Genomic DNA, 19279 nt, shown 5'->3' on the forward strand with positions numbered 1-19279 from the left:
ATGACTTCAGAAAAAAACTCTTCGCCAAAATACCCAAGCGATATCTCCGATGAAGAATGGGAGATTGTCGAAAAAATCTTCGAAGAACTCGAGCCTTATACAACAGGCCGCCCAAGATCAAGTGATCTACGCGAAATCTTGAATGCTATCTTTTATTTAAACAAAACAGGTTGTCCGTGGCGTTATCTCCCAAATGATTTTCCATCTTACAAACTGGTTAACTATTACTACAATAAGTGGACAGATAACAAGTTGCTTGAAAAGCTGAATACCGCTTTACGCAAGCACTTACGCGAAAAAAAAGACCAAAAACCAGATCCGACAGGGGCGATCATCGACAGTCAAAGTGTCAAGGGAACCCCAGAGTCTAAACAGGCTTCTGGGTTCGACGGCGGTAAGTTAGTCAAAGGCCGCAAGCGGCATATCGTTGTAGATACAATGGGTTGCGTGCATGCCGCCAATATCTTTGATGGTACCGCCGCACGCGAAGTCATCGCACGCTTATTTTTACTCCTTCAATCCGTCAAAATTATTTGGACGGATGGCGCCTACGCCGGAGCAGAACTGATTGAATGGGTATTTAAGCAGTTTGCCTGTACGCTCACTCTTGTTCGGAAACAAACTGGTCGCAAAGGTTTTCATGTCTTGCCACGTCGCTGGGTCGTTGAAAGAACATTCGCTTGGCTTGGACGCTCGCGCCGATTGAGTAAAGATTATGAGCGTAAGCCAACCTCTAGTGAGTCTCAAGTTTACTTAGCGTCTAGTCGATTGTTGCTTCGCCAAATTTGCAATAATCAAGTTCGCTATAAATTAGCCGCTGGCTAGAAAAAAACTGATTTGCCAGTTTCTAGACAGCCTCTAAGAGCCTTGTCAATTCAACAGAATAAGCTAATTTTTAGTGCGGTTGTGGGATGGATCTGAGGGCTGATTAAATATTCGGTGCTGTGTGGTATTTGGGATTGATGGCGCTCCAGATTGAATAACGCGCCCAATATCAAATACCCGATACCGCATCATTACGGCAAAAACGAACAGCAATAATCGGTCAAGCGCGCAACGCGCATGGTAAATTTCGCATTAGCTGGCACTGCAAATGATTCGCCGCCCTGCACCGACCGCCAGCCATCTTCGCCCGGAAGCTGTACTGTTAATTCACCGCTGAGAATTTCCATCACCTCAGCCGCTTGCGTATTAAATTCAAATTCACCCGGCTGCATGATGCCGAGTGTTTTGCGGCTGCCATCAGCACAAATCACAGTGCGACTGGTCACCAGACCATCGAAATAAATATTGGCCGTTTTAATCACGGTGACTTGCGTCAATTCGGACATCAGTGCATTCCTATTAGTCTTTGTCAGAAATAAAAGCAATTCGCGGTTGCTTAAGCTGAAGCCGCTAATTGGCGCATTAAAAACGGCTCAATTGCGGCTAAAAATGCTTCGGGGCGTTCTTCTTGCGGCAGATGTCCGGCATCGGCAATCACCTGCAATTCCGCTCCGGTAATGGCTTGTGCAAGCTGTGCGCTTTCGCTGGGTTTTACACCGCGATCATGTTCGCCAGTCACAACCAATGTTGGTTGCGTAATGCGGTCGAGCTGGGTATCGAGATGCAATCGATGCGTAGCCAGAAACAATTCCAAAAAAACCTTGTCCCACTGACCGCGCATGAAATCGCGTTTAAATTCCGCCAGCGTCGCATCACTTAAGCGTTCTTGCCGATGCCAGAATTTGCGGATCGCTTTTTCATACAGCCGATTGATTAAAAACCCCATTAGCCGCGTAAACAGCGGTTTTAAACCGCGCATCAGCGCCAACACCGGCGCGGGCACCTGACTGGTCGCATAGCCGCTGTAAACCACGGTATCAACCAGAATCAAGCTCTGCACGCGCTCACGATGACGCAAGGCGGTTAGCAGCGCAATGGTACCGCCGGTCGAACTGCCAACCAGGATCGCCCGCTCAAAACCCAGCGCCGGAATCAAGGCCGCGATCAAATCGCCCTGGGCTTCGGCGCTATAAGGCGACGGTTCGGGCGCACCCTTCGGCGGCAGCGGGCGCGAGGTCAGGCCACAGGTCGGGCGATCAATGGCCACCACGGTTGCGTGTTGAGCCAACGGCGCGATCACCTGCGACCAAGATTTAAGGCTCAAAAAACTCCCATGCAGCAGCAGAAGCAAGGTCGCGCCGCTGCCCTGACGCTTGTAGTGCAGCCGAAAGCCGTTGACCGCAATGAATTGACTATCGGGATCGGCAAGCTGGGTTTGATACCGCTCAATCGTAGCCATGACGTGTGGAATCTCTGCAAGCGCAAGCGATTAAAGGCGAATAGCGACGCCACTCGCAAAACTCGATACACTATACTGCTTTTTAGTCCCCGAGGCGAAAGACCATGTTCGAGCAAACACAACAGATCCGTGACTATGATCCCGAACTTTGGGCGGTGATCCAGAACGAAGAGCGGCGGCAAGAAGAGCATGTCGAACTCATCGCTTCGGAAAACTATACCAGTCCGCGTGTCATGCAAGCACAGGGCAGCGTGCTGACTAATAAATATGCTGAAGGTTATCCGGGCAAACGCTATTACGGCGGCTGTGAATATGTCGATATTGCCGAGCAATTAGCAATTGACCGCGCCAAGCAATTATTCGGCGCAGACTATGCCAATGTGCAGCCGCATTCGGGTTCGCAAGCGAATGCAGCGGTCTATATGGCGCTGTGCGAGGCTGGTGATACCGTTTTGGGCATGAGTTTAGCGCATGGCGGTCATTTAACGCACGGAGCCAAGCCGAATTTTTCCGGTAAGCTGTATAACGCGGTGCAATATGGTTTGAATGCCGAAACCGGCGCAATTGATTATGCTGAAGTCGAACGCTTGGCGCATGAACATCAGCCGCGCATGATTGTCGCTGGATTTTCCGCCTATTCGCGGGTGATTGATTGGCAACGCTTCCGTGACATCGCCGATAGCATCGGTGCGTATTTATTAGTCGATATGGCGCATGTCGCTGGATTGATTGCAGCGGGACTCTATCCCAGTCCGGTGCAAATTGCTGATGTGACCACAACGACGACGCATAAAACATTACGCGGCCCGCGTGGTGGCTTGATTCTGGCGAAAGCCAATCCTGAGCTTGAAAAAAAGCTCAATTCAGTGGTATTCCCCGGCACACAAGGCGGGCCATTGATGCACGTCATCGCGGCCAAAGCCGTTGCCTTCAAAGAAGCCTTGGAGCCGAGTTTTAAGGCCTATCAGCAGCAGGTATTAAATAATGCGCGGGCGATGGCCGAGGTCTTTATTCAGCGTGGTTATGATGTCGTTTCCGGCGGCACCGACGATCATTTATTCCTCGTCAGCTTTATTCATCAAGGACTGACCGGCAAAGACGTTGATGCGTGGCTGGGCGCAGCGAATATCACGGTCAATAAAAATGCGGTTCCCAATGATCCGCAATCTCCGTTCGTGACCAGCGGCATTCGCATCGGCACCCCCGCTATCACGACTCGTGGTTTTGGTGCGGATGAAGCCCGGATACTGGCTGAATGGATGTGCGACCTCATTGACGCCCGAGGTGCTGCGGAGACGCTGGCTACTGTCAAAGCGCAGGTACTCGATCTGTGCCGGCGTTTTCCAGTGTATAGTCACTGATTGTTTGCGGATCGTCGAGCGCGATGCCGACGACTGGCAGGTGCAAAAATGCGTTGTCCCTTTTGTGGTGCGCAGGATACCAAGGTCGTTGATTCGCGCTTAAGCGGCGAGGGCGATCAAGTGCGACGGCGGCGCAAGTGCGAGCTGTGCGGCGAGCGGTTTACGACCTATGAGACGGTCGAGCTGAACTTGCCGCGCATCGTCAAGCGTGACGGCAGCCGCGTTCCCTTTGAGAGCGACAAACTACGGGCGGGCATGATGCGGGCGCTCGAAAAGCGTCCCGTGAGTACCGAGCAAGTCGATCAGGCGGTGGTGCGGCTGCAACGGGCGCTGATGTCGAGCGGCGAGAGTGAGGTCGCAACGCAGCGCATCGGGGAATTGGTGATGGACGAATTGCGCCAGCTCGATCCGGTCGCCTATGTGCGCTTTGCGTCGGTGTATCGCCATTTTGAGGATATTGCCGCCTTTCGTGCCGAGATCGAGCGTTTGGAATCGCAACCTGCTCCCGAAATCAGCCGTCAGCAGCTTGGCTTGCTCGATGAATTAGAGGGCGACCGCTGATGATCTGGTCACCCACGAGCGTCGCTGAAGACATCATGGATCGTCGTTTTATGACGCGAGCGATCCGCTTGGCCGAACGTGGCCGCTATACCACTGACCCGAATCCGCGTGTTGGCTGTGTGCTGGTGCGTGAGGGCCAGATTGTCGGCGAGGGCTGGCATCAGCGTGCCGGTGAGCCGCACGCCGAACCGCTGGCGCTGGCGCAAGCCGGTGAACGCGCCCGCGGGGCGACGGTGTATGTCACGCTGGAACCCTGTGCGCATCATGGCCGCACGCCGCCCTGTGCTGAGGCGCTGATTGCAGCGGGGGTAGCGCGGGTCGTGTGTGCGATGCGTGACCCGAATCCGCAGGTCGCTGGACGCGGGATCGAGCGCTTGCAGGCGGCGGGGATTCGGGTTGAGGTCGGCTGTCTCGACAGCGACGCGCAGGCGCTCAATCCCGGATTTATCAAACGTCACACCCAACAGCGACCCTATGTGCGCTGTAAGCTCGCGGCCAGTCTCGACGGGCGCACTGCGTTAGCGACTGGGGAAAGCAAGTGGATTACCTCAGATGCAGCGCGGCGCGATGTGCAACGCTGGCGGGCGGCGAGTTCGGCGATTGTCACTGGACTGGGCACGGTGCTGGGCGATGATCCGAGCTTGAACGTGCGTTTAACCGCTGCTGAACTTGGTCTGGATGCGGATGCGCCGGTGCGGCAACCCTGGCGCGTGGTGGTCGATAGCTATTGGCGCACACCGCCGACAGCGCGTTTATTGAGCTTGCCCGGGCGCACGCTGATTGCTGGCACTGGCCCCAAAGGTCAGGCGGCGGCCGCACTGGCAGCGGCTGGCGCGGTATTGCTCGAACTGCCAGAACAGGCGGGACGGGTGGATTTGGCCGCGCTGATGACCGCCCTAGCGCAGCGCGAGATCAACGAAGTGCTACTCGAAGCCGGTTCGACACTATCGGGAGCTGCCGTGCAAGCCGGATTAGTCGATGAAATTTTGCTCTATCAAGCGCCCTGCTTGATGGGACAGGCCGCAAAAGGGCTGTTTGATCTGCCCGGCATCGACAGCATGGCCAATCGTGTTGTGCTGGAGATATTCGATGTGCGGCGCATTGGCGTTGATCTGCGGATTCGGGCGCGGCCGCAATTAAAGACGGCGTAGCTGATAGCTCATCGCTGGCAGCTAGAAACTGCCCGCTGATACGCTATACACTGCACTTCAGCATCCAACCCCCGCGATCCCGTAACCGCCGCTTCGGATTTCACTGATTACTATGATTTCGCTCCTCGATTATGGCGCGGGCAACGTCCGCAGTCTGCGCAACGCCATCCACGCCCTCGGTTTTACCCTCAATGAGATCGCGCATCCTGAAGAAATTCTCAAAGCCGAGCGGCTGATTTTCCCCGGTGTCGGCGCATTTGGCGCGGCGATGGAGCGGCTCCAGCGGCTAGGTTATGTCGAGCCACTCAAGGAATATCTGGCCGCAGATCGGCCCTTTTTTGCCATCTGTGTCGGGCTGCAAACGCTGTTTGAGGGCAGTGAAGAATCCCCCGGCGTGCCCGGACTGGGCGTCATTCCCGGACAGATTCGTCGTTTTGCCGGTCAGGGTCTCTCGGTGCCGCACATGGGCTGGAACGCGGTGCGGCTCGAACGGCCCGCGCCACTGTTTGCCCAGTATGCCGGTGAAAAGTTTTACTTTGTCCATTCCTACCACGCCGCGCCCAGTGCCGAGAATGCCGACTGGCAACTGGCGTTGACCGATTATGGCCAGCCGTTTTTGAGTGCCGTGCAGCGCGGCGCGGTGGCTGCTGTCCAGTTTCATCCCGAAAAAAGCGGCGCGGCTGGTCTCGCGTTATTGCGCAATTTTTTAGCGGGTGAGACGGCAATCAGTAGCGCCATGCCGCGCCCGAGCACCGCGCCAACGCGCTTTGCTAAACGCATTGTGGCCTGTCTCGATGTGCGCACCAACGATCAGGGTGATCTGGTGGTCACCAAAGGCGATCAATACGATGTGCGCGAAAAATCCGGCGAGCGTGAGGTGCGCAATCTCGGCAAGCCGGTCGAGCTGGCAGCGCGGTATTTCGACGAGGGCGCGGATGAGGTGACCTTTCTCAATATCACCGCGTTTCGGGATTTCCCGCTTGCCGATCAACCGATGCTCGAAGTGCTCAAGCGGGCATCGGAGCGCGTATTCGTGCCGCTGACCATCGGCGGCGGGATTCGTGCATTTACTGATGCCGATGGCCGTCACTACTCGGCGCTCGATGTGGCGCATGAATATTTCCGCTCCGGTGCAGATAAGGTCTCTATCGGCTCCGATGCCGTCACCGCAGTCGAAGCCTATCGCGCACGCGGCGGCGTCAAAGACGGCTCAACAGCGATGGAGCAGATCGCCGCTGTGTATGGCAATCAGGCGGTGGTGATTTCCATTGATCCGCGCCGTGTTTATGTCACCGCGCCCGAGGACACCGCGCACGCGGTCGTTGAGACTGCAACGCCGGGGCCGAACGGCGAACGCTATTGCTGGTTTCAATGCACCATCAAGGGTGGCCGCGAGGGGCGCGATGTCGATGTCGTCGAGCTGGCGCAAGCGTGCGAGGCATTGGGCGCAGGTGAAATTTTGCTCAATTCCATCGACCGCGATGGCACTGGTGCCGGGTTTGATCTGGAACTGATCGCGCAGGTACGGGCGGCGGTGTCGATTCCGGTCATCGCGTCGAGCGGCGCGGGCTGTGTCGAGCATTTTGCCGATGTGTTCGCAGCGACCGGCGTCGAAGCGGCGCTGGCCGCTGGCATCTTTCATCGGCGCGAGGTGCCGATTCAGGCGGTCAAATCCTATCTGCGCACACAAGGCATCGAGATTCGGAACTAATGCAGATGGCGAGCCCCTCATTCAAATCTGCGCTTTTCTAAGCCAATCTAGGCTTTTGAAGCGCACAGTTGAGGGTGCAGGGTCAGGTCTATGCGACCTACGTTGAACAGGTCACGACACCCATGAATGAACGCCAGTTTGTGGCGCTGTCGATGGCTTTTAAGGAACGGCCTGGAGATTTGACCATGCCGCGTGAGGCCATCCCGACAAGCCTGTTCAACATTCCCGAGGCAAACATAACCCCTTTACGGGAGATGGTTCAGAAATGAACACCAATTTTGTTTTCGTGCTGGACACTGAAAGGCGACCCTTGTCGCCTTGTCATCCGGCCCGCGCACGGGAGTTGCTGCGCACTGGCAAAGCGGCGTTGCTGCGGCGGTTGGGGCTATCGGCTCTTTGGTGCTTGCCACAGACCGACCATTGAACATAGTCGCCAAAGGGCAGGGCGGGCGGCAGAAAGCCGTGCTCGATCAATTCGGCTACCCAAAACAGCACCGCAGCCTAAAACCGCTTCACGGCTGGCGTTCTGGCGACATCGCACGCTGCGAAGGCAAGACAGGGCGTATTTCGCCGCGTGTCAAAGGCAGTTTCGAGATGCGGCCATTCGATGGCGGGAAACCATTCAGCCGTCCGATGCGAACCTTTCAACCCCTGCACCGGAATGATGGCTACGACTATGGCACCACAGAAAAGAATACATAGGCGAGATTATCCGAAACAAATCGGAGCCGCCAGCACGTCCGAAGTGCGGTACGCTCGGTGTTCGGACTGAAGCGGCGGGCGCTATTTGGTCTTCTGGGCGGCATCAGTCTGCTGCTGCTCGGATGCGTACCGCCGCCGGAGCGCAGCGAGGCTGAGGCTGAGACGCCGGCCTCGCGGCTGACGCTCAATCGTGAAGCGTTGTTAGTGACCATCGCTTCCTGTCATCTATTGCGCGTCGGGCAAACCAATGATGTCGCGTCCACAGATGCAACGGTCATCATTGCAGCGGACAAATATCGCCTCTCGATCACCTCCATTGTTGAGCGTGCCAATCGGCTGGTGATGGACTATGCACAGCGCCCGCTGGAGCTGATTAACCAAGCTGTTGAAGCCTGTAATCAGCTTGCCGAGCTGACCGATACGGCACCGGCGCTGGTGCGGTTTGAGCCGGATGGCACGCTGCGCACGGCATGGTTACGGCTCGATGGCGTGGAAATCACCACCGGTTTTGCCCAGCGCACCATCACCGAATTACGCCTACGCAAAGCGATTGGCTTGGTCATCAACAGTCCGGGCGGTTCCGTGGACGAGGCGCGGAAACTCGGACGTTATCTACGCGCCAACGGCCTGCGCACGGCGGTCGATGATTACTGCGCCTCGGCCTGCATCGATGTGCTCGCCGGTGGCGTCGAACGCTACGCGACCCCGCTGGCGCGGATCGGCGTGCATCAAAGCAAGGTGCCGCCGCGCTACAGCAGTCACGAAGGCGGTCAACTCTATGTCGCCGATTCCTTTCTCTATCTGCGTGAAATGGGCGTTGATGCCGATGTCGCCATTGCAGCGGCGACGGTGCCCAACAATCGCGTGCTCATCATCTCACCTGCCGAAGCCCTGAACGCACGCTTGATTACCGGGGTTGTTGAGGGGTTTGAGTGAATGTTTTGACGCGCACTGACATAAACAACGCGCCGCGCAGGATCGTGCCAAATCAAAAGCGATGTACTCAGTGCAGCGTTTAGAATAGCGCCATCCTTTGCCTCGTATCGGACGCTACACACACATGAGCGAACTGCATCACAACGTCGATCACGCCGAGATCAGCAAGTTCGAGGCGCTGGCCTCGCGCTGGTGGGATCCGCACAGCGAATTTAAAACCCTCCACGATATCAACCCATTACGTTTGGATTATGTCGAGCGCGGCGCGGGCGGACTGGCTGGACGGCGCGTGCTTGATGTCGGTTGCGGCGGCGGGCTGCTGTCTGAAGGCATGGCGCTGCGCGGGGCGCAGGTCACGGGCATTGATATGGGTGATATGCCGTTGCGTGTCGCCGAACTGCATACGCTGGAAACCGGCGTTGAGGTCGAATATCGGCGCGTGCCAGTCGAGACGCTGGCCGCCGAGCAGCCGGGCGCGTTCGATATTGTCACCTGTATGGAAATGCTCGAACACGTTCCCGATCCGGCGTCAATCGTCGCCGCCTGTGCGCAGTTAGTGCGGCCGGGCGGTTGGGTGTTTTTTTCGACGCTGAACCGCACGCCAAAAGCCTATCTATTTGCCGTGGTCGGGGCGGAATATCTGCTGCGGATGCTGCCACGCGGCACCCATGATTACGCCCGTTTTATCCGTCCAGCTGAGCTAGATGCTTGGATTCGCCCGACTGCACTCCGCACCACCGCGCTGACCGGCATGGTGTATAACCCGCTCACCCAAGTTTATCGGCTCGATCCGCATGACTTGGATGTGAACTATTTTGCGACCTGTGTCCGCGCTACCCATGACTAATTCACGTCCGCCACGCGACGGCCTGGTGCTGTTTGATCTCGACGGCACCTTTGCCGATACCGCGCCTGATATGGCGATTGCGCTTGATCGACTGCGCAAACGTCACGGACGCTCGCCGCTGCCGTTTGCGCGGGTGCGGCCCTATGTGTCGCATGGTGCGCCGGGGATTCTCAAGGTCGGCTTCGATCTAACGCCCGATGATCCAAACTATGAGCCGTTACGCCGCGAGTATTTGCGGATTTATGAAAGTGCGCTTGTTGAACACACCGCGCCCTTTCCGGGCATTGTTGAGCTGATTGATGAACTCGACGCACGCGGCGTACCTTGGGGGATTGTGACGAACAAAGCTGCCGCATTAGCTAAACCACTGCTGGAGCGCCTCGGCTTTTTAGAGCGCGTCGCCTGTCTGGTCTGTGGCGACACCACACCACGCCCAAAACCCTATCCCGATCCGCTGCTGTATGCCTGCGATCTGCTCGGAGTGACGCCGGAGCGCGGCTGGTATATCGGTGATGCCGAGCGCGATATTCAGGCTGGATTAGCCGCCGGTATGGGGACGCTCACGGCGCTCTTTGGCTATTTGGGGCCGGACGATGATCCGCGCACCTGGGGCGCACACGGGATGATCCAGCATCCGCTGCAACTGCTCGATTGGCTCGCCGCTGAAGCGAATCATGCGGCTTGACTAAAAGCCAAACAGCTCGGGCGCAGACGGCACCAATCCCAAAGCTGGTCGCCGGAAGCCGAAAGCTGATCCACACGCTAGGCTTTGGTATCCTTGCCGCTTATCCCAAGCTGTCATCGGGAGTCGCCATGCCCATCGCTCATCACGCGCTCGTGCTGAATCTCCATCAGCCACCCGGCAATCTTCAGCAGTTGCTGGAGCATCAAACCTGGGAGGCCAAAGAAATCCTCTTCGCGCTCGACCGCATCCCGCGCAGTCTCTGGGGCCGCGAGGAGCTGGCCCGTGTTCATCTCTCGCTCTCCGGGACACTGCTGGAAACGCTCTCCGATCCAGCTTTTCAGCAGCAGGTGTATGGTCTGGTCGATTGCGGCGCGTTGCTGTGGCATGTTCAGAATCAAGCCCTGTTTGAAATCGTCGGCACCGGCTATTTTCATCCGGTGCTGCCGCTAATTCCCGAACCCGACCGGCGCGAACATCTGGCGCGTTGGCTCGACATCGCCCGCCATCTGCTGTGGCGTCCGCAATTTCAGGGCTTTTGGCCGCCCGAAATGGGCTTTTCAATGGAATTGATCCCGCTGCTCCAGACATTCGGCTATCGTTATGTGTTCGTTGATAGCGAACACGTCGAGCCAGTCACCGCAATGAGCTGGCAAGAATTACGCTATCGTCCACATATCGCCCGCTATGGTGAACACGAGATCATCGTGATCGTGCGCGACCGCGAACTCTCCGACGCGCAAGAATCCGGCATGGATGTCGGCTGGTTTTTGCACGAAGTCGCCGAGCGTACCAAATGGTGCGATTTTGCCCCGCTGGTCACCACCTGCACCGATGGTGAAAACGGCGGCTGGTTCCGCAATGTCACCGAGGGCGCGAACTTTTGGAGCGCTTTCTATCTGCCCCTATTGGATCGCGTTGCCGCTGGTGAAGCCGCGATTCGCCCCACCTTTGTCAGCGATTATCTTGACGAGTATGGCGCACACGGCGAAGTGCGCGTCCGTACCGGTGCGTGGAACACCGGCTGGCATCACGGCCGTGATTTCACCCAATGGATGGGGTCAGAGCGCCAGCGTTACGCCCTTGCCGAATGCGCCGCAGTCAGCCACGCTATCCACGAAGCGCGTTGGTTTGCCGGTGAACGCGGCGTTACAACGGGGCCAGAGTCCGACGCGCTCACCGAGGCGCTCTGGCATCTGTTACGCGCTGAAACCAGTTGTCATTTTTACTGGGGTGAATCCTGGGTGCCGCGTGCCGAGTCCGATTTACACGCCGCTCGGCTGGCGCTCGAACACGCTTTGCTCTTTGCGCCGTCACCAGCGCCGCCCACAGCAGCGAGCGCAACGCCGACCGACGATGCCAACGCCGCCGACACACCCCGAATCACGCCCACACTAACCACACCCTCATCCCCCACTCAAGCCCAAGAAGGAGCTGATCGTGAACGCCATGCCTGAATACATCGGAGACGTGCCCAATCTGTCCGGCCAGGAGGCCGAAGTCGCGCAGGTTGTCGCGCGGGGCCGCGAGCGCGAACTGTTTGCCAAACAAGGCGGGGTCGATTTTGGCTCCATCCGCGCTGCTACTGCGATTGCGCTGCACCAACATCAACCGCTGATTCCCGCCGGAGGTGGCGATTTGCGCACCGCTGCACTCATTAGCAATCTGCAATATATGATGGAAAACCAGCATATCGGCGACAATCACAACGCGCCGACCTTTGTTTGGTGTTACAAGCGCATCGGCGAATTTGTGCCGCAATTAATCAGCGAAGGTAAATCGCCGCGCTGTATGCTCGAATATTCCGGCACCCTATTACATGGTCTGCGCAAAATGGGCGAACATCATGTGATTGATGCGCTCAAAACCGTCACCTGTAATCCCGATTATAATTGGGCAGTTGAATGGCTCGGAATGCCCTGGGGTCATGCCGTTGCGCCCTCAACGCCGGTGCAAGATTATCGCCTGCATGTGCGGGCTTTTCAGCATCATTTTGCCGCAATTTTCGGCTGGGAAGCACTGGAACGAGTGCGCGGTTTTTCGCCATCAGAAATGGCGCTGCCGAATCATCCCGATGTAGCGTATGAATTTGTTAAAACCCTCGTTGATTGCGGCTATCAATGGGTGTTAATTCAAGAACACACAGTACATCAGATCGGCAACGAACGTCATCCTGAACGCCCGCATATTCCACATCGTCTCGTCTGCACCAATTCCAAAGGCGAAACCGTGAGCATTATTGCGATTCTCAAAACCCAGGGTTCAGATACCAAGCTGGTCGCGCAAATGCAGCCCTGGTATGAAGCGCAAAGCCTCAATCGTGTTGAATTAGCCGGACGTTCAATTCCGCCGCTGGTGACGCAGATTGCCGATGGCGAAAATGGTGGCGTGATGATGAATGAATTTCCGCCAAAATTCATGGAAGCCGTGCGCGGCGCAAGCGGCACCCAAACGCCCTTGATGAATGCCAGCGAATATCTGGAACATCTATTTGCATCTGGCATCAAACCCAGTGACCTGCCCGAAATCCAACCACTCTTCCATGATCGCATTTGGTCACGGATGCAACCCGGCGATGGCCCCGAAAAACTCAAGCAAGTGATTGAAGAACTCAAACGCGAAGATGGCCGGTTTCACATGGAAGGCGGCAGTTGGACAAGCGATTTATCTTGGGTCAATGGCTATGAAAACGTGCTCGGCCCAATGGAAGCCGCCAGCTCGCGCTTTAATGAACTGGTATTACGGCCCGGCATTGCGACCAATCATCCGGCGTATCGCAACGCGCTGTTTCATTTGATGTCTTCGCAAACCAGTTGCTATCGCTATTGGGGTCAAGGGCTGTGGACGGATTATGGCCGCGAGATTTGTCGGCGTGCCACCGAAATCGTCGAGCAGGATTTCGCCAAACACTAACCGTCACTGGAGAATAGAATGGATGTCAACGACGCATTCCAACGTTTGAATATAACCAAACAGCTTACGGCGCAGATGACGCGCCTGATGACGCTTTATCATCCCCGCGTGTGGCGCGAAAAAGGGCTGATGTGGACGGGTGGGTTATTTATTGTCACCTATCTCGTCGTCGTGGTGGTATTGGGAATGCTCTGGTCGCGCTCACCGGAAATATTCGATGTCCGTGCCAATGCGCTGGCGATGGTGAAAGCGGATGAAACGCGGCTAGTTACCGGCAGCTACACCGCTGCAACGGCCATTCGTATCGGTGAAACACTGTTGGGTAAACCGGGCGGTTATCTCAGCAATGATAAAACCCCACCCGGCGTCTATCTGGATAATATTCCAAATTGGGAATTTGGTGCACTCACTGAATTGCGCGATCTAGCCAATTCGATGCGCAATGAATTAAGTCGCGCTCAATCGCAATCGATCGAAGATCGGGATTTGCAAATTGCGCAACCGCAGTTTAATTACAATTCCGATTCTTGGATTTTACCGTCAAGCGAATCTGAATACCGCGATGGCATCAAGGCGCTAGAGCGTTATATGCAGCGTCTGTCAAAAGGCGAAGCGCAGTTTTTCGCACGCGGTGATAATCTGCGCGTTTATTTGCAGGTTGTCGAAAAACGCTTAGGTAATTTGGCGCAGCGGCTATCGTATGCCGTTGGTCAAGATGATCTGGATACCGAATTAGCGGGCGATCCGAGTGCGCGGCGTGCGGATGGTATGGCGGAGCAGATGCACAATCAAACGCCCTGGGCGCAAATCGACGATGTATTCTTCGAAGCGCGCGGTTATACCTGGGCACTGATTCACACATTGCAAGCAATGGCGCTGGATTTTGAAAGCGTGCTCAAAACACGCAATGCGCAGGTTTCGCTCGATCAAATCATCCGCAAATTGCAAAGCACGCAAGATCCGGTGTGGAGTCCGCTGATTCTCAATGGCACTGGATTTGGCCCAATGGCGAATCATTCGCTAGTGATGGCGTCCTATATCTCGCGTGCCAATGCAGCGATTATTGATTTGCGGCGGTTATTAGAGCAGGGGTGAATGGTTAGCGATCAGCGGCCAGCTTAATTTGAGTGGGGTATGCACTGCGTACCCCTTTATTTTACTTTTACTATCCATCTGTTCCCAGCGACAAACCATCCACCCGGCATAGCGATTCGGGCGCGTCGTTGGTACCATTGCCTGCTTGAGTCCTGCTCGGTGTGCGTGTTGGTGCGAGGACGTTCAAACCCTGCGCGTTCTAGGGTTGCCTAGACCAACCCAACCGACGCATCCTCCTTAAATTCTGTGGCCGAGCCGCCGCCGTCCTGAGAGGCGTCCGTGACCGCCCCGTCTTGAGACAACCCGGAGCTGATGATGCGAATTCTTTTTGTTCACCCCAACTATAGTGCCGGTGCCGCTGACATCGCCGGTAACTGGTCTCCAGCCTGGGTCGCCTATATCGCGGGCTATCTGAAATCGGGGGGCTATCAAGATTACCAGTTCATCGACGGGCTGGTTGATCGGCTCGATGATGACCAGATGCGGGCCGCCATCCGCGCCGCACAACCCGACATCATCGCCACCACCGCGATGACGCCGATGATCTATGCCGCACAGCGCGTGTTGCAGATCGCCCGCGAAGAGCACCCGAACGCCATCACCGTGCTCGGCGGCATTCACGGCACCTTCATGTACGAACAGGTGCTGGGCGAAGCGCCCTGGATCGACGTGATTGTGCGCGGCGAGGGCGAGGCGGTCACGCTGAATCTGGTGCGCTGCATCGACGAAGGCCGCTGGCCGAATGAGCGCGAATCCGTGCGCGGCATTGCATTCCTTGATGAGTCGGGCAAGGTCATCGCCACTGAAGCCGAGCCGTCGATTAAAGATGTCGATTCGATTTGGCCGGATTGGAGCATTCTGGAATGGAAAAAATATATTTATATTCCGCTTGGCGTGCCGGTCGCGACGCCGAATATGGCGCGTGGTTGTCCCTTTACCTGTAGCTTCTGTTCGCAGTGGAAATTCTGGCGTGATTATCGCGTGCGCAATCCAAAGCGCATGGTGGATGAAATCGAAGAATTGGTCAAAGTTCATGGCGTGGGCTTTTTTATCCTCGCTGACGAAGAACCGCAGATCAATAAAAAGCTATTCGTTGAATTCTGCCAAGAACTTATCGACCGCAATCTCGGCATTCACTGGGGTATTAACACCCGCGTGACTGATGTGATGCGCGACGAGGATCTATTGCCCTTCTATCGCAAGGCCGGTCTGGTACATATTTCGCTCGGCACGGAAGCGGCGGCACAGCTTAATCTGGATCGCTTTGTCAAAGAAACGACGATTGAGCAAAATAAGCGTGCCATTCAGTTATTGCAGAAAAATGGCATTGTGACTGAAGCGCAATTCATCGTCGGGTTAGAAAATGAAACCCGCGAGACGCTGGAAGAAACCTATCAGATGGTCATGGATTGGGGCGCAGATATGGCCAACTGGTCGATGTACACCCCTTGGCCGTTCTCGGATATGTTCGCTGAAATGGGCGATAAGGTCGAGGTCTTCGACTATTCAAAGTATAACTTTGTCTCGCCAATTATGAAGCCGGACAATATCGACCGCGCTGAATTGCTTGATGGCGTGATGGCGAATTACCGGCGCTTTTATATGAAACGGATGTTCTTCCAATATCCGTGGGTGCGCGATCCGTTCCGCCGTAAATATCTGATTGGCTGTATTAAGGCGTTCTTAAAAAGCGCAATGGAGCGGCGCTTTTATCAGCTTGGCAAACAGAATTACTGGGGGCCGCTGTTTAAAAAGTTCATCAAGTTCGAGTACGACACCAACCGCTCCAAGATCATCGAGCCAGATCATAATGCTTGGAAGAAAGCGCCGCCGGCCAAGCGTCAGGCCGTGGTCAGTGCCGTGGGTGCGGCACCGCAAGCCTGTGGTGGTGGCCCGAAGGCGTGCGGTGGCGGTGATGAGCAGATGACCGACGAGCAAATGGAAGCGGTTGCACGCGCCAGCAGCGGCCAGTCTAAACAGGCTGAGGTCGCTTGATGGCGATGATTTGAATGGTATTTGAACCGCAAAGACGTGCAGTGCGCTAAGAAAAACTGAAAAAAGAATTAAATTTAATTTTAATTTTTTATTCTTTCGTGTGCTTTGTGTCCTTTGCGGTTTAATACAGCTTTTCAGTTCATTGATCACTGACCCGCATTCGTTGAATATAATGAATGCGGGTCATGTCGTTTTAAGAGATTTTCTACATGACTGATTCCGCGCCCTCGATTCGTCTCGAACTCCCGCCGCTTGGCACCTACGGCCCACGCCGCGCCCGGGCGCTGATGATCCAAGGCACCGCCTCGGATGTCGGCAAAAGTCTGCTGGTTGCTGGACTGTGCCGCGCTTACACCCGACGCGGATTGGTGGTGCGGCCATTCAAGGCGCAGAACATGAGTAACAACGCGGCGGTGACGGCTGATAGCGACGCACCGTCCGGCCCCGATGGTGAAGCGCCGCGTGGTGAGATCGGACGGGCGCAGGCGCTTCAGGCGCGTGCGTGCGGCGTGCCGCCGTCGATTCACATGAACCCGGTGCTCTTGAAACCGCAGACGAATATTGGTTCGCAAGTCGTGTTGCGCGGACGGGCGCTCGGCAACTGTCCGGCGCGGGTTTATCACGAAATGCGTCAGGGGCTGATGCCAGCGGTGCTCGATAGTTTTGAGCGTCTCTGTGCTGAAGCTGATCTGGTGCTAGTCGAGGGCGCGGGCAGCGGTGCTGAGGTCTATCTGCGGCAGAGTGATATTACCAACATGCACTTTGCCGAACGCGCCGATATTCCGGTGATCGTGGTCGGCGATTTGGACAAGGGCGGCACCATGGCCGCGCTGGTCGGCACTTGGCTGCTGCTCGATCCGGCGGATCGCCAGAGCGTGGTCGGCTATCTGGTCAACAAGTTTCGCGGCGATTTTTCGCTGTTTGAGCCAGCGTGCGCCACCATTACCGAGATCACCAGTTGGCCGTTTCAGGGCATGGTGCGCTGGTTCGAGGGCGCGTCACGCTTACCCGCTGAAGATTCGCTGGCGCTCGAACGCCCAGCCGAGACCACCGGCGGCACCCTGAATGTCGTCATCCCGCGTTTGTCACGCATTGCCAATTTCGACGATATGGATCCACTGGCGGCGGAACCGGCAGTGAATCTGCGTTGGATCGAACCTGGCCACCCAATTCCCGCTGAAACTGATGTCGTGATTCTGCCCGGCTCAAAAACCACCCGCGCTGATTTGGACGTGCTGCGCCGTGAGGGGTGGGACATCGACATTTTGGCGCATGTGCGGCGCGGCGGGCGCGTGGTCGGACTGTGCGCGGGCTATCAGATGCTCGGGCGCGTGGTGCGCGATCCGCTTGGCGTCGAGGGTGAACCCGGCGCAACGCTGGGACTGGGCCTGCTCGACATTGAGACCGAGATTGGCGCAGATAAACGCTTGATTGAAATTGACGGGCACGAGCAACAGAGCGGCTGCCAGATCAGCGGCTACGAGATGCACATGGGCCGCACCACTGGGCCGGGGCTGGAACGTCCCTGGCTGCTGTTAGCAGATGGCGCGGGTCGGGTGCGTCCTGAAGGCGCAATCACTGCTGACGGGCGCGTGATGGGCGGGTATTTGCATGGCATCTTTGGCGCGGATGAATTTCGCACCCATTGGCTGGAACAGGTCGGCGCACAAGCAGCGCGGATTGATTTTGAAGCGCGAATCGAAGCGGCTCTAAATGAACTCGCCGATCATATTGAAAGCTGTTTAGATTTGGATGCGCTGCTGGAATTAGCGCGTTGAGTAATGATACTGCAAATATAACGCGAGTAATATTGATATGCTGACAACTCAGCATTATAGCGACTCCCGCTATCAGACCACGCCTGGTACTGGATATGATGGCGTCGTGCGCGTTCAAGTTGGCAGTTATTATGGCTCAGGTAGTTTGCTATTTGATGGTCGAGCGGTTTTGACGGCGGCGCATTTGTTCAGTCACGGTCATACGAATACATCCGTTACCTTTGAAACAACCGCTGGCTCTCAGACAGTCACTGCAACGCAAGTTGTGATTCATCCCAAGCATAATCGCATTGATATTAGTAATGATCTAGCTTTGGTATGGCTCTCTGAAACAGCACCTGTAGCCGCTAACCGCTACAACCTATATCGAGACACAAACGAACTAGACCAGACTATGACGATGGTCGGTTATGGTATGACTGGAAGCGGAACCATTGGAACAGATGCTTATTCCAGCGAGCCACCGCGTTTGCGTGCCTATAATCAATTCGATGCTGATGGGGCCGTCTTAAAACAAGCTTTAGGCACATCTATGACCTGGTCGCCACCAGCAGGCACGCAGTTAATTGCTGATTTTGATGATGGCAGCGCTGCCCATGATGCACTTGGTGATATTTTAAATGCTTGGGATACTGGTTTAGGCGATTATGAGGGGCTAATCGGCGTTGGCGATAGCGGCGGCCCGGCATTGATTGCTGGTCAGGTGGCCGGTGTTGCCAGCTATACAGCGCGGCTAACGTCAGAGACTGGAAGTGCTGATATTGATGCGATTGCGAATAATAGTTTTGGTGAAGTTGGCGCTTGGACGCGAGTGAGTGCTTATCAGCAATGGATCGATCAGCAATTACGCGCTCAATATCCCGATGCCCCAACCACGCCCGCTGAAGTCGAGCGTAGTATCACTGAAGGGCACACGGGAACCGAGTATGTTTATTTCTTATTGCAATTTACTGGCATACGCACGAATCCCGAACAAATTCTCAGCGTTGATTATGTCACACGCGATGGAACAGCAGTTGCTTACAGTGATTATCTGCCGGTCAGTGGCCAACTCAATCTCTATCCAGGCGAAAATCAAGCCGTGATTCCAGTTGAAATCATCGGCGATACTGTGCCCGAATTAGATGAAGTCTTTTATCTCGATGTCTTTAATCCAGTGGGCGGCCATTTCGGTAATGGTGTCGTTCAGCTCACCGCAATGCGCACAATTCTGAATGACGATGGCGTATTCATATAACTGTCAATTCACGCATCACGCATAGA

General features: G+C 55.8%; 19 protein-coding genes. 17 read left to right on the top strand and 2 right to left on the bottom strand.

Going from position 1 to position 19279, the window contains the following annotated elements:
* Positions 1 to 825: an IS5 family transposase gene (locus BLW10_RS00050; RefSeq protein ID WP_091331309.1), complete on the top strand. Its 825-nt coding sequence runs from the start codon at positions 1 to 3 to the stop codon at positions 823 to 825.
* Positions 826 to 1016: 191 nt separating this feature from the next.
* Here BLW10_RS00050 and ppnP read toward each other — a convergent pair whose 3' ends face one another.
* Complete coding sequence (ppnP, locus tag BLW10_RS00055) at positions 1017 to 1331, bottom strand: pyrimidine/purine nucleoside phosphorylase (protein ID WP_091331310.1); 315 nt, start codon at positions 1329 to 1331, stop codon at positions 1017 to 1019.
* A gap of 50 nt (positions 1332 to 1381) precedes the next feature.
* Positions 1382 to 2284 (bottom strand): alpha/beta fold hydrolase, encoded by a 903-nt coding sequence (locus BLW10_RS00060; protein WP_091331312.1) that lies wholly within the window; start codon positions 2282 to 2284, stop codon positions 1382 to 1384.
* A 104-nt stretch (positions 2285 to 2388) separates the two neighbouring features.
* Between BLW10_RS00060 and glyA the strand changes: the two genes are divergently transcribed.
* The 16 genes from glyA to BLW10_RS00140 all read left to right on the top strand — a co-directional run bounded on the left by glyA (position 2389) and on the right by BLW10_RS00140 (position 19253).
* Complete coding sequence (gene glyA, locus BLW10_RS00065) at positions 2389 to 3645, top strand: serine hydroxymethyltransferase (protein ID WP_091331313.1); 1257 nt, start codon at positions 2389 to 2391, stop codon at positions 3643 to 3645.
* A gap of 48 nt (positions 3646 to 3693) precedes the next feature.
* A complete protein-coding gene (nrdR, locus tag BLW10_RS00070) occupies positions 3694 to 4206 on the top strand; it encodes a transcriptional regulator NrdR (protein ID WP_091331315.1) in 513 nt (170 codons plus the stop codon).
* Positions 4206 to 5357 carry a bifunctional diaminohydroxyphosphoribosylaminopyrimidine deaminase/5-amino-6-(5-phosphoribosylamino)uracil reductase RibD gene (gene ribD / locus BLW10_RS00075; protein ID WP_245709029.1) on the top strand — a complete coding sequence of 384 codons (1152 nt, stop codon included), beginning with the start codon at positions 4206 to 4208 and terminating at the stop codon, positions 5355 to 5357. The genes nrdR and ribD overlap by 1 nt, the downstream gene beginning before the upstream one ends.
* Before the next feature lie 112 nt (positions 5358 to 5469).
* On the top strand, positions 5470 to 7068 hold the full coding sequence (hisF, locus tag BLW10_RS00080; RefSeq protein ID WP_091331316.1) for an imidazole glycerol phosphate synthase subunit HisF: 1599 nt from the start codon (positions 5470 to 5472) through the stop codon (positions 7066 to 7068).
* A gap of 122 nt (positions 7069 to 7190) precedes the next feature.
* The gene (locus tag BLW10_RS13910; RefSeq protein WP_177168946.1) at positions 7191 to 7337 is read left to right on the top strand and encodes a hypothetical protein; all 147 of its coding nucleotides are present in this window, start codon (positions 7191 to 7193) and stop codon (positions 7335 to 7337) included.
* A complete protein-coding gene (locus BLW10_RS00090; protein ID WP_091331320.1) occupies positions 7334 to 7492 on the top strand; it encodes an RRXRR domain-containing protein in 159 nt (52 codons plus the stop codon). Before BLW10_RS13910 ends, BLW10_RS00090 begins: the two co-directional genes overlap by 4 nt.
* On the top strand, positions 7489 to 7770 hold the full coding sequence (locus BLW10_RS00095; RefSeq protein ID WP_091331323.1) for a hypothetical protein: 282 nt from the start codon (positions 7489 to 7491) through the stop codon (positions 7768 to 7770). The genes BLW10_RS00090 and BLW10_RS00095 overlap by 4 nt, the downstream gene beginning before the upstream one ends.
* Before the next feature lie 57 nt (positions 7771 to 7827).
* Positions 7828 to 8706, top strand: coding sequence for a COG3904 family protein (locus BLW10_RS00100; protein ID WP_177168947.1), 879 nt, complete (start codon positions 7828 to 7830; stop codon positions 8704 to 8706).
* Between the two features lie 124 nt (positions 8707 to 8830).
* The gene (ubiG, locus tag BLW10_RS00105) at positions 8831 to 9553 is read left to right on the top strand and encodes a bifunctional 2-polyprenyl-6-hydroxyphenol methylase/3-demethylubiquinol 3-O-methyltransferase UbiG (protein WP_091331325.1); all 723 of its coding nucleotides are present in this window, start codon (positions 8831 to 8833) and stop codon (positions 9551 to 9553) included.
* Positions 9546 to 10238: an HAD family hydrolase gene (locus BLW10_RS00110; protein ID WP_091331327.1), complete on the top strand. Its 693-nt coding sequence runs from the start codon at positions 9546 to 9548 to the stop codon at positions 10236 to 10238. The genes ubiG and BLW10_RS00110 overlap by 8 nt, the downstream gene beginning before the upstream one ends.
* A gap of 128 nt (positions 10239 to 10366) precedes the next feature.
* A complete protein-coding gene (locus BLW10_RS00115; RefSeq protein WP_091331329.1) occupies positions 10367 to 11692 on the top strand; it encodes a polysaccharide deacetylase family protein in 1326 nt (441 codons plus the stop codon).
* Positions 11676 to 13148 carry a glycosyl hydrolase family 57 gene (locus BLW10_RS00120; RefSeq protein ID WP_091331330.1) on the top strand — a complete coding sequence of 491 codons (1473 nt, stop codon included), beginning with the start codon at positions 11676 to 11678 and terminating at the stop codon, positions 13146 to 13148. The genes BLW10_RS00115 and BLW10_RS00120 overlap by 17 nt, the downstream gene beginning before the upstream one ends.
* Before the next feature lie 18 nt (positions 13149 to 13166).
* A complete protein-coding gene (locus tag BLW10_RS00125) occupies positions 13167 to 14243 on the top strand; it encodes a DUF2333 family protein (RefSeq protein WP_091331332.1) in 1077 nt (358 codons plus the stop codon).
* Positions 14244 to 14558: 315 nt separating this feature from the next.
* Positions 14559 to 16238 (top strand): magnesium-protoporphyrin IX monomethyl ester anaerobic oxidative cyclase, encoded by a 1680-nt coding sequence (bchE, locus tag BLW10_RS00130; protein ID WP_091331333.1) that lies wholly within the window; start codon positions 14559 to 14561, stop codon positions 16236 to 16238.
* Between the two features lie 209 nt (positions 16239 to 16447).
* A complete protein-coding gene (locus BLW10_RS00135) occupies positions 16448 to 18016 on the top strand; it encodes a cobyric acid synthase (protein WP_091331335.1) in 1569 nt (522 codons plus the stop codon).
* Between the two features lie 37 nt (positions 18017 to 18053).
* The gene (locus BLW10_RS00140) at positions 18054 to 19253 is read left to right on the top strand and encodes a trypsin-like serine protease (RefSeq protein WP_091331337.1); all 1200 of its coding nucleotides are present in this window, start codon (positions 18054 to 18056) and stop codon (positions 19251 to 19253) included.
* Positions 19254 to 19279 lie beyond the last annotated feature (26 nt).

This window comes from Allochromatium warmingii (genome assembly GCF_900107145.1).
Lineage (GTDB): Bacteria > Pseudomonadota > Gammaproteobacteria > Chromatiales > Chromatiaceae > Thermochromatium > Thermochromatium warmingii.

What these genes read in the sequence shown, in the direction of transcription:
- BLW10_RS00050 (WP_091331309.1), top strand. Translation starts at nt 1, where the DNA reads ATGACTTCAGAAAAAAACTCTTCGCCAAAATACCCAAGCGATATCTCC.
- ppnP (WP_091331310.1), bottom strand. Translation starts at nt 1,331, where the DNA reads ATGTCCGAATTGACGCAAGTCACCGTGATTAAAACGGCCAATATTTAT.
- BLW10_RS00060 (WP_091331312.1), bottom strand. Translation starts at nt 2,284, where the DNA reads ATGGCTACGATTGAGCGGTATCAAACCCAGCTTGCCGATCCCGATAGT.
- glyA (WP_091331313.1), top strand. Translation starts at nt 2,389, where the DNA reads ATGTTCGAGCAAACACAACAGATCCGTGACTATGATCCCGAACTTTGG.
- nrdR (WP_091331315.1), top strand. Translation starts at nt 3,694, where the DNA reads ATGCGTTGTCCCTTTTGTGGTGCGCAGGATACCAAGGTCGTTGATTCG.
- ribD (WP_245709029.1), top strand. Translation starts at nt 4,206, where the DNA reads ATGATCTGGTCACCCACGAGCGTCGCTGAAGACATCATGGATCGTCGT.
- hisF (WP_091331316.1), top strand. Translation starts at nt 5,470, where the DNA reads ATGATTTCGCTCCTCGATTATGGCGCGGGCAACGTCCGCAGTCTGCGC.
- BLW10_RS13910 (WP_177168946.1), top strand. Translation starts at nt 7,191, where the DNA reads ATGAATGAACGCCAGTTTGTGGCGCTGTCGATGGCTTTTAAGGAACGG.
- BLW10_RS00090 (WP_091331320.1), top strand. Translation starts at nt 7,334, where the DNA reads ATGAACACCAATTTTGTTTTCGTGCTGGACACTGAAAGGCGACCCTTG.
- ubiG (WP_091331325.1), top strand. Translation starts at nt 8,831, where the DNA reads ATGAGCGAACTGCATCACAACGTCGATCACGCCGAGATCAGCAAGTTC.
- BLW10_RS00110 (WP_091331327.1), top strand. Translation starts at nt 9,546, where the DNA reads ATGACTAATTCACGTCCGCCACGCGACGGCCTGGTGCTGTTTGATCTC.
- BLW10_RS00115 (WP_091331329.1), top strand. Translation starts at nt 10,367, where the DNA reads ATGCCCATCGCTCATCACGCGCTCGTGCTGAATCTCCATCAGCCACCC.
- BLW10_RS00125 (WP_091331332.1), top strand. Translation starts at nt 13,167, where the DNA reads ATGGATGTCAACGACGCATTCCAACGTTTGAATATAACCAAACAGCTT.
- bchE (WP_091331333.1), top strand. Translation starts at nt 14,559, where the DNA reads ATGCGAATTCTTTTTGTTCACCCCAACTATAGTGCCGGTGCCGCTGAC.
- BLW10_RS00135 (WP_091331335.1), top strand. Translation starts at nt 16,448, where the DNA reads ATGACTGATTCCGCGCCCTCGATTCGTCTCGAACTCCCGCCGCTTGGC.
- BLW10_RS00140 (WP_091331337.1), top strand. Translation starts at nt 18,054, where the DNA reads ATGCTGACAACTCAGCATTATAGCGACTCCCGCTATCAGACCACGCCT.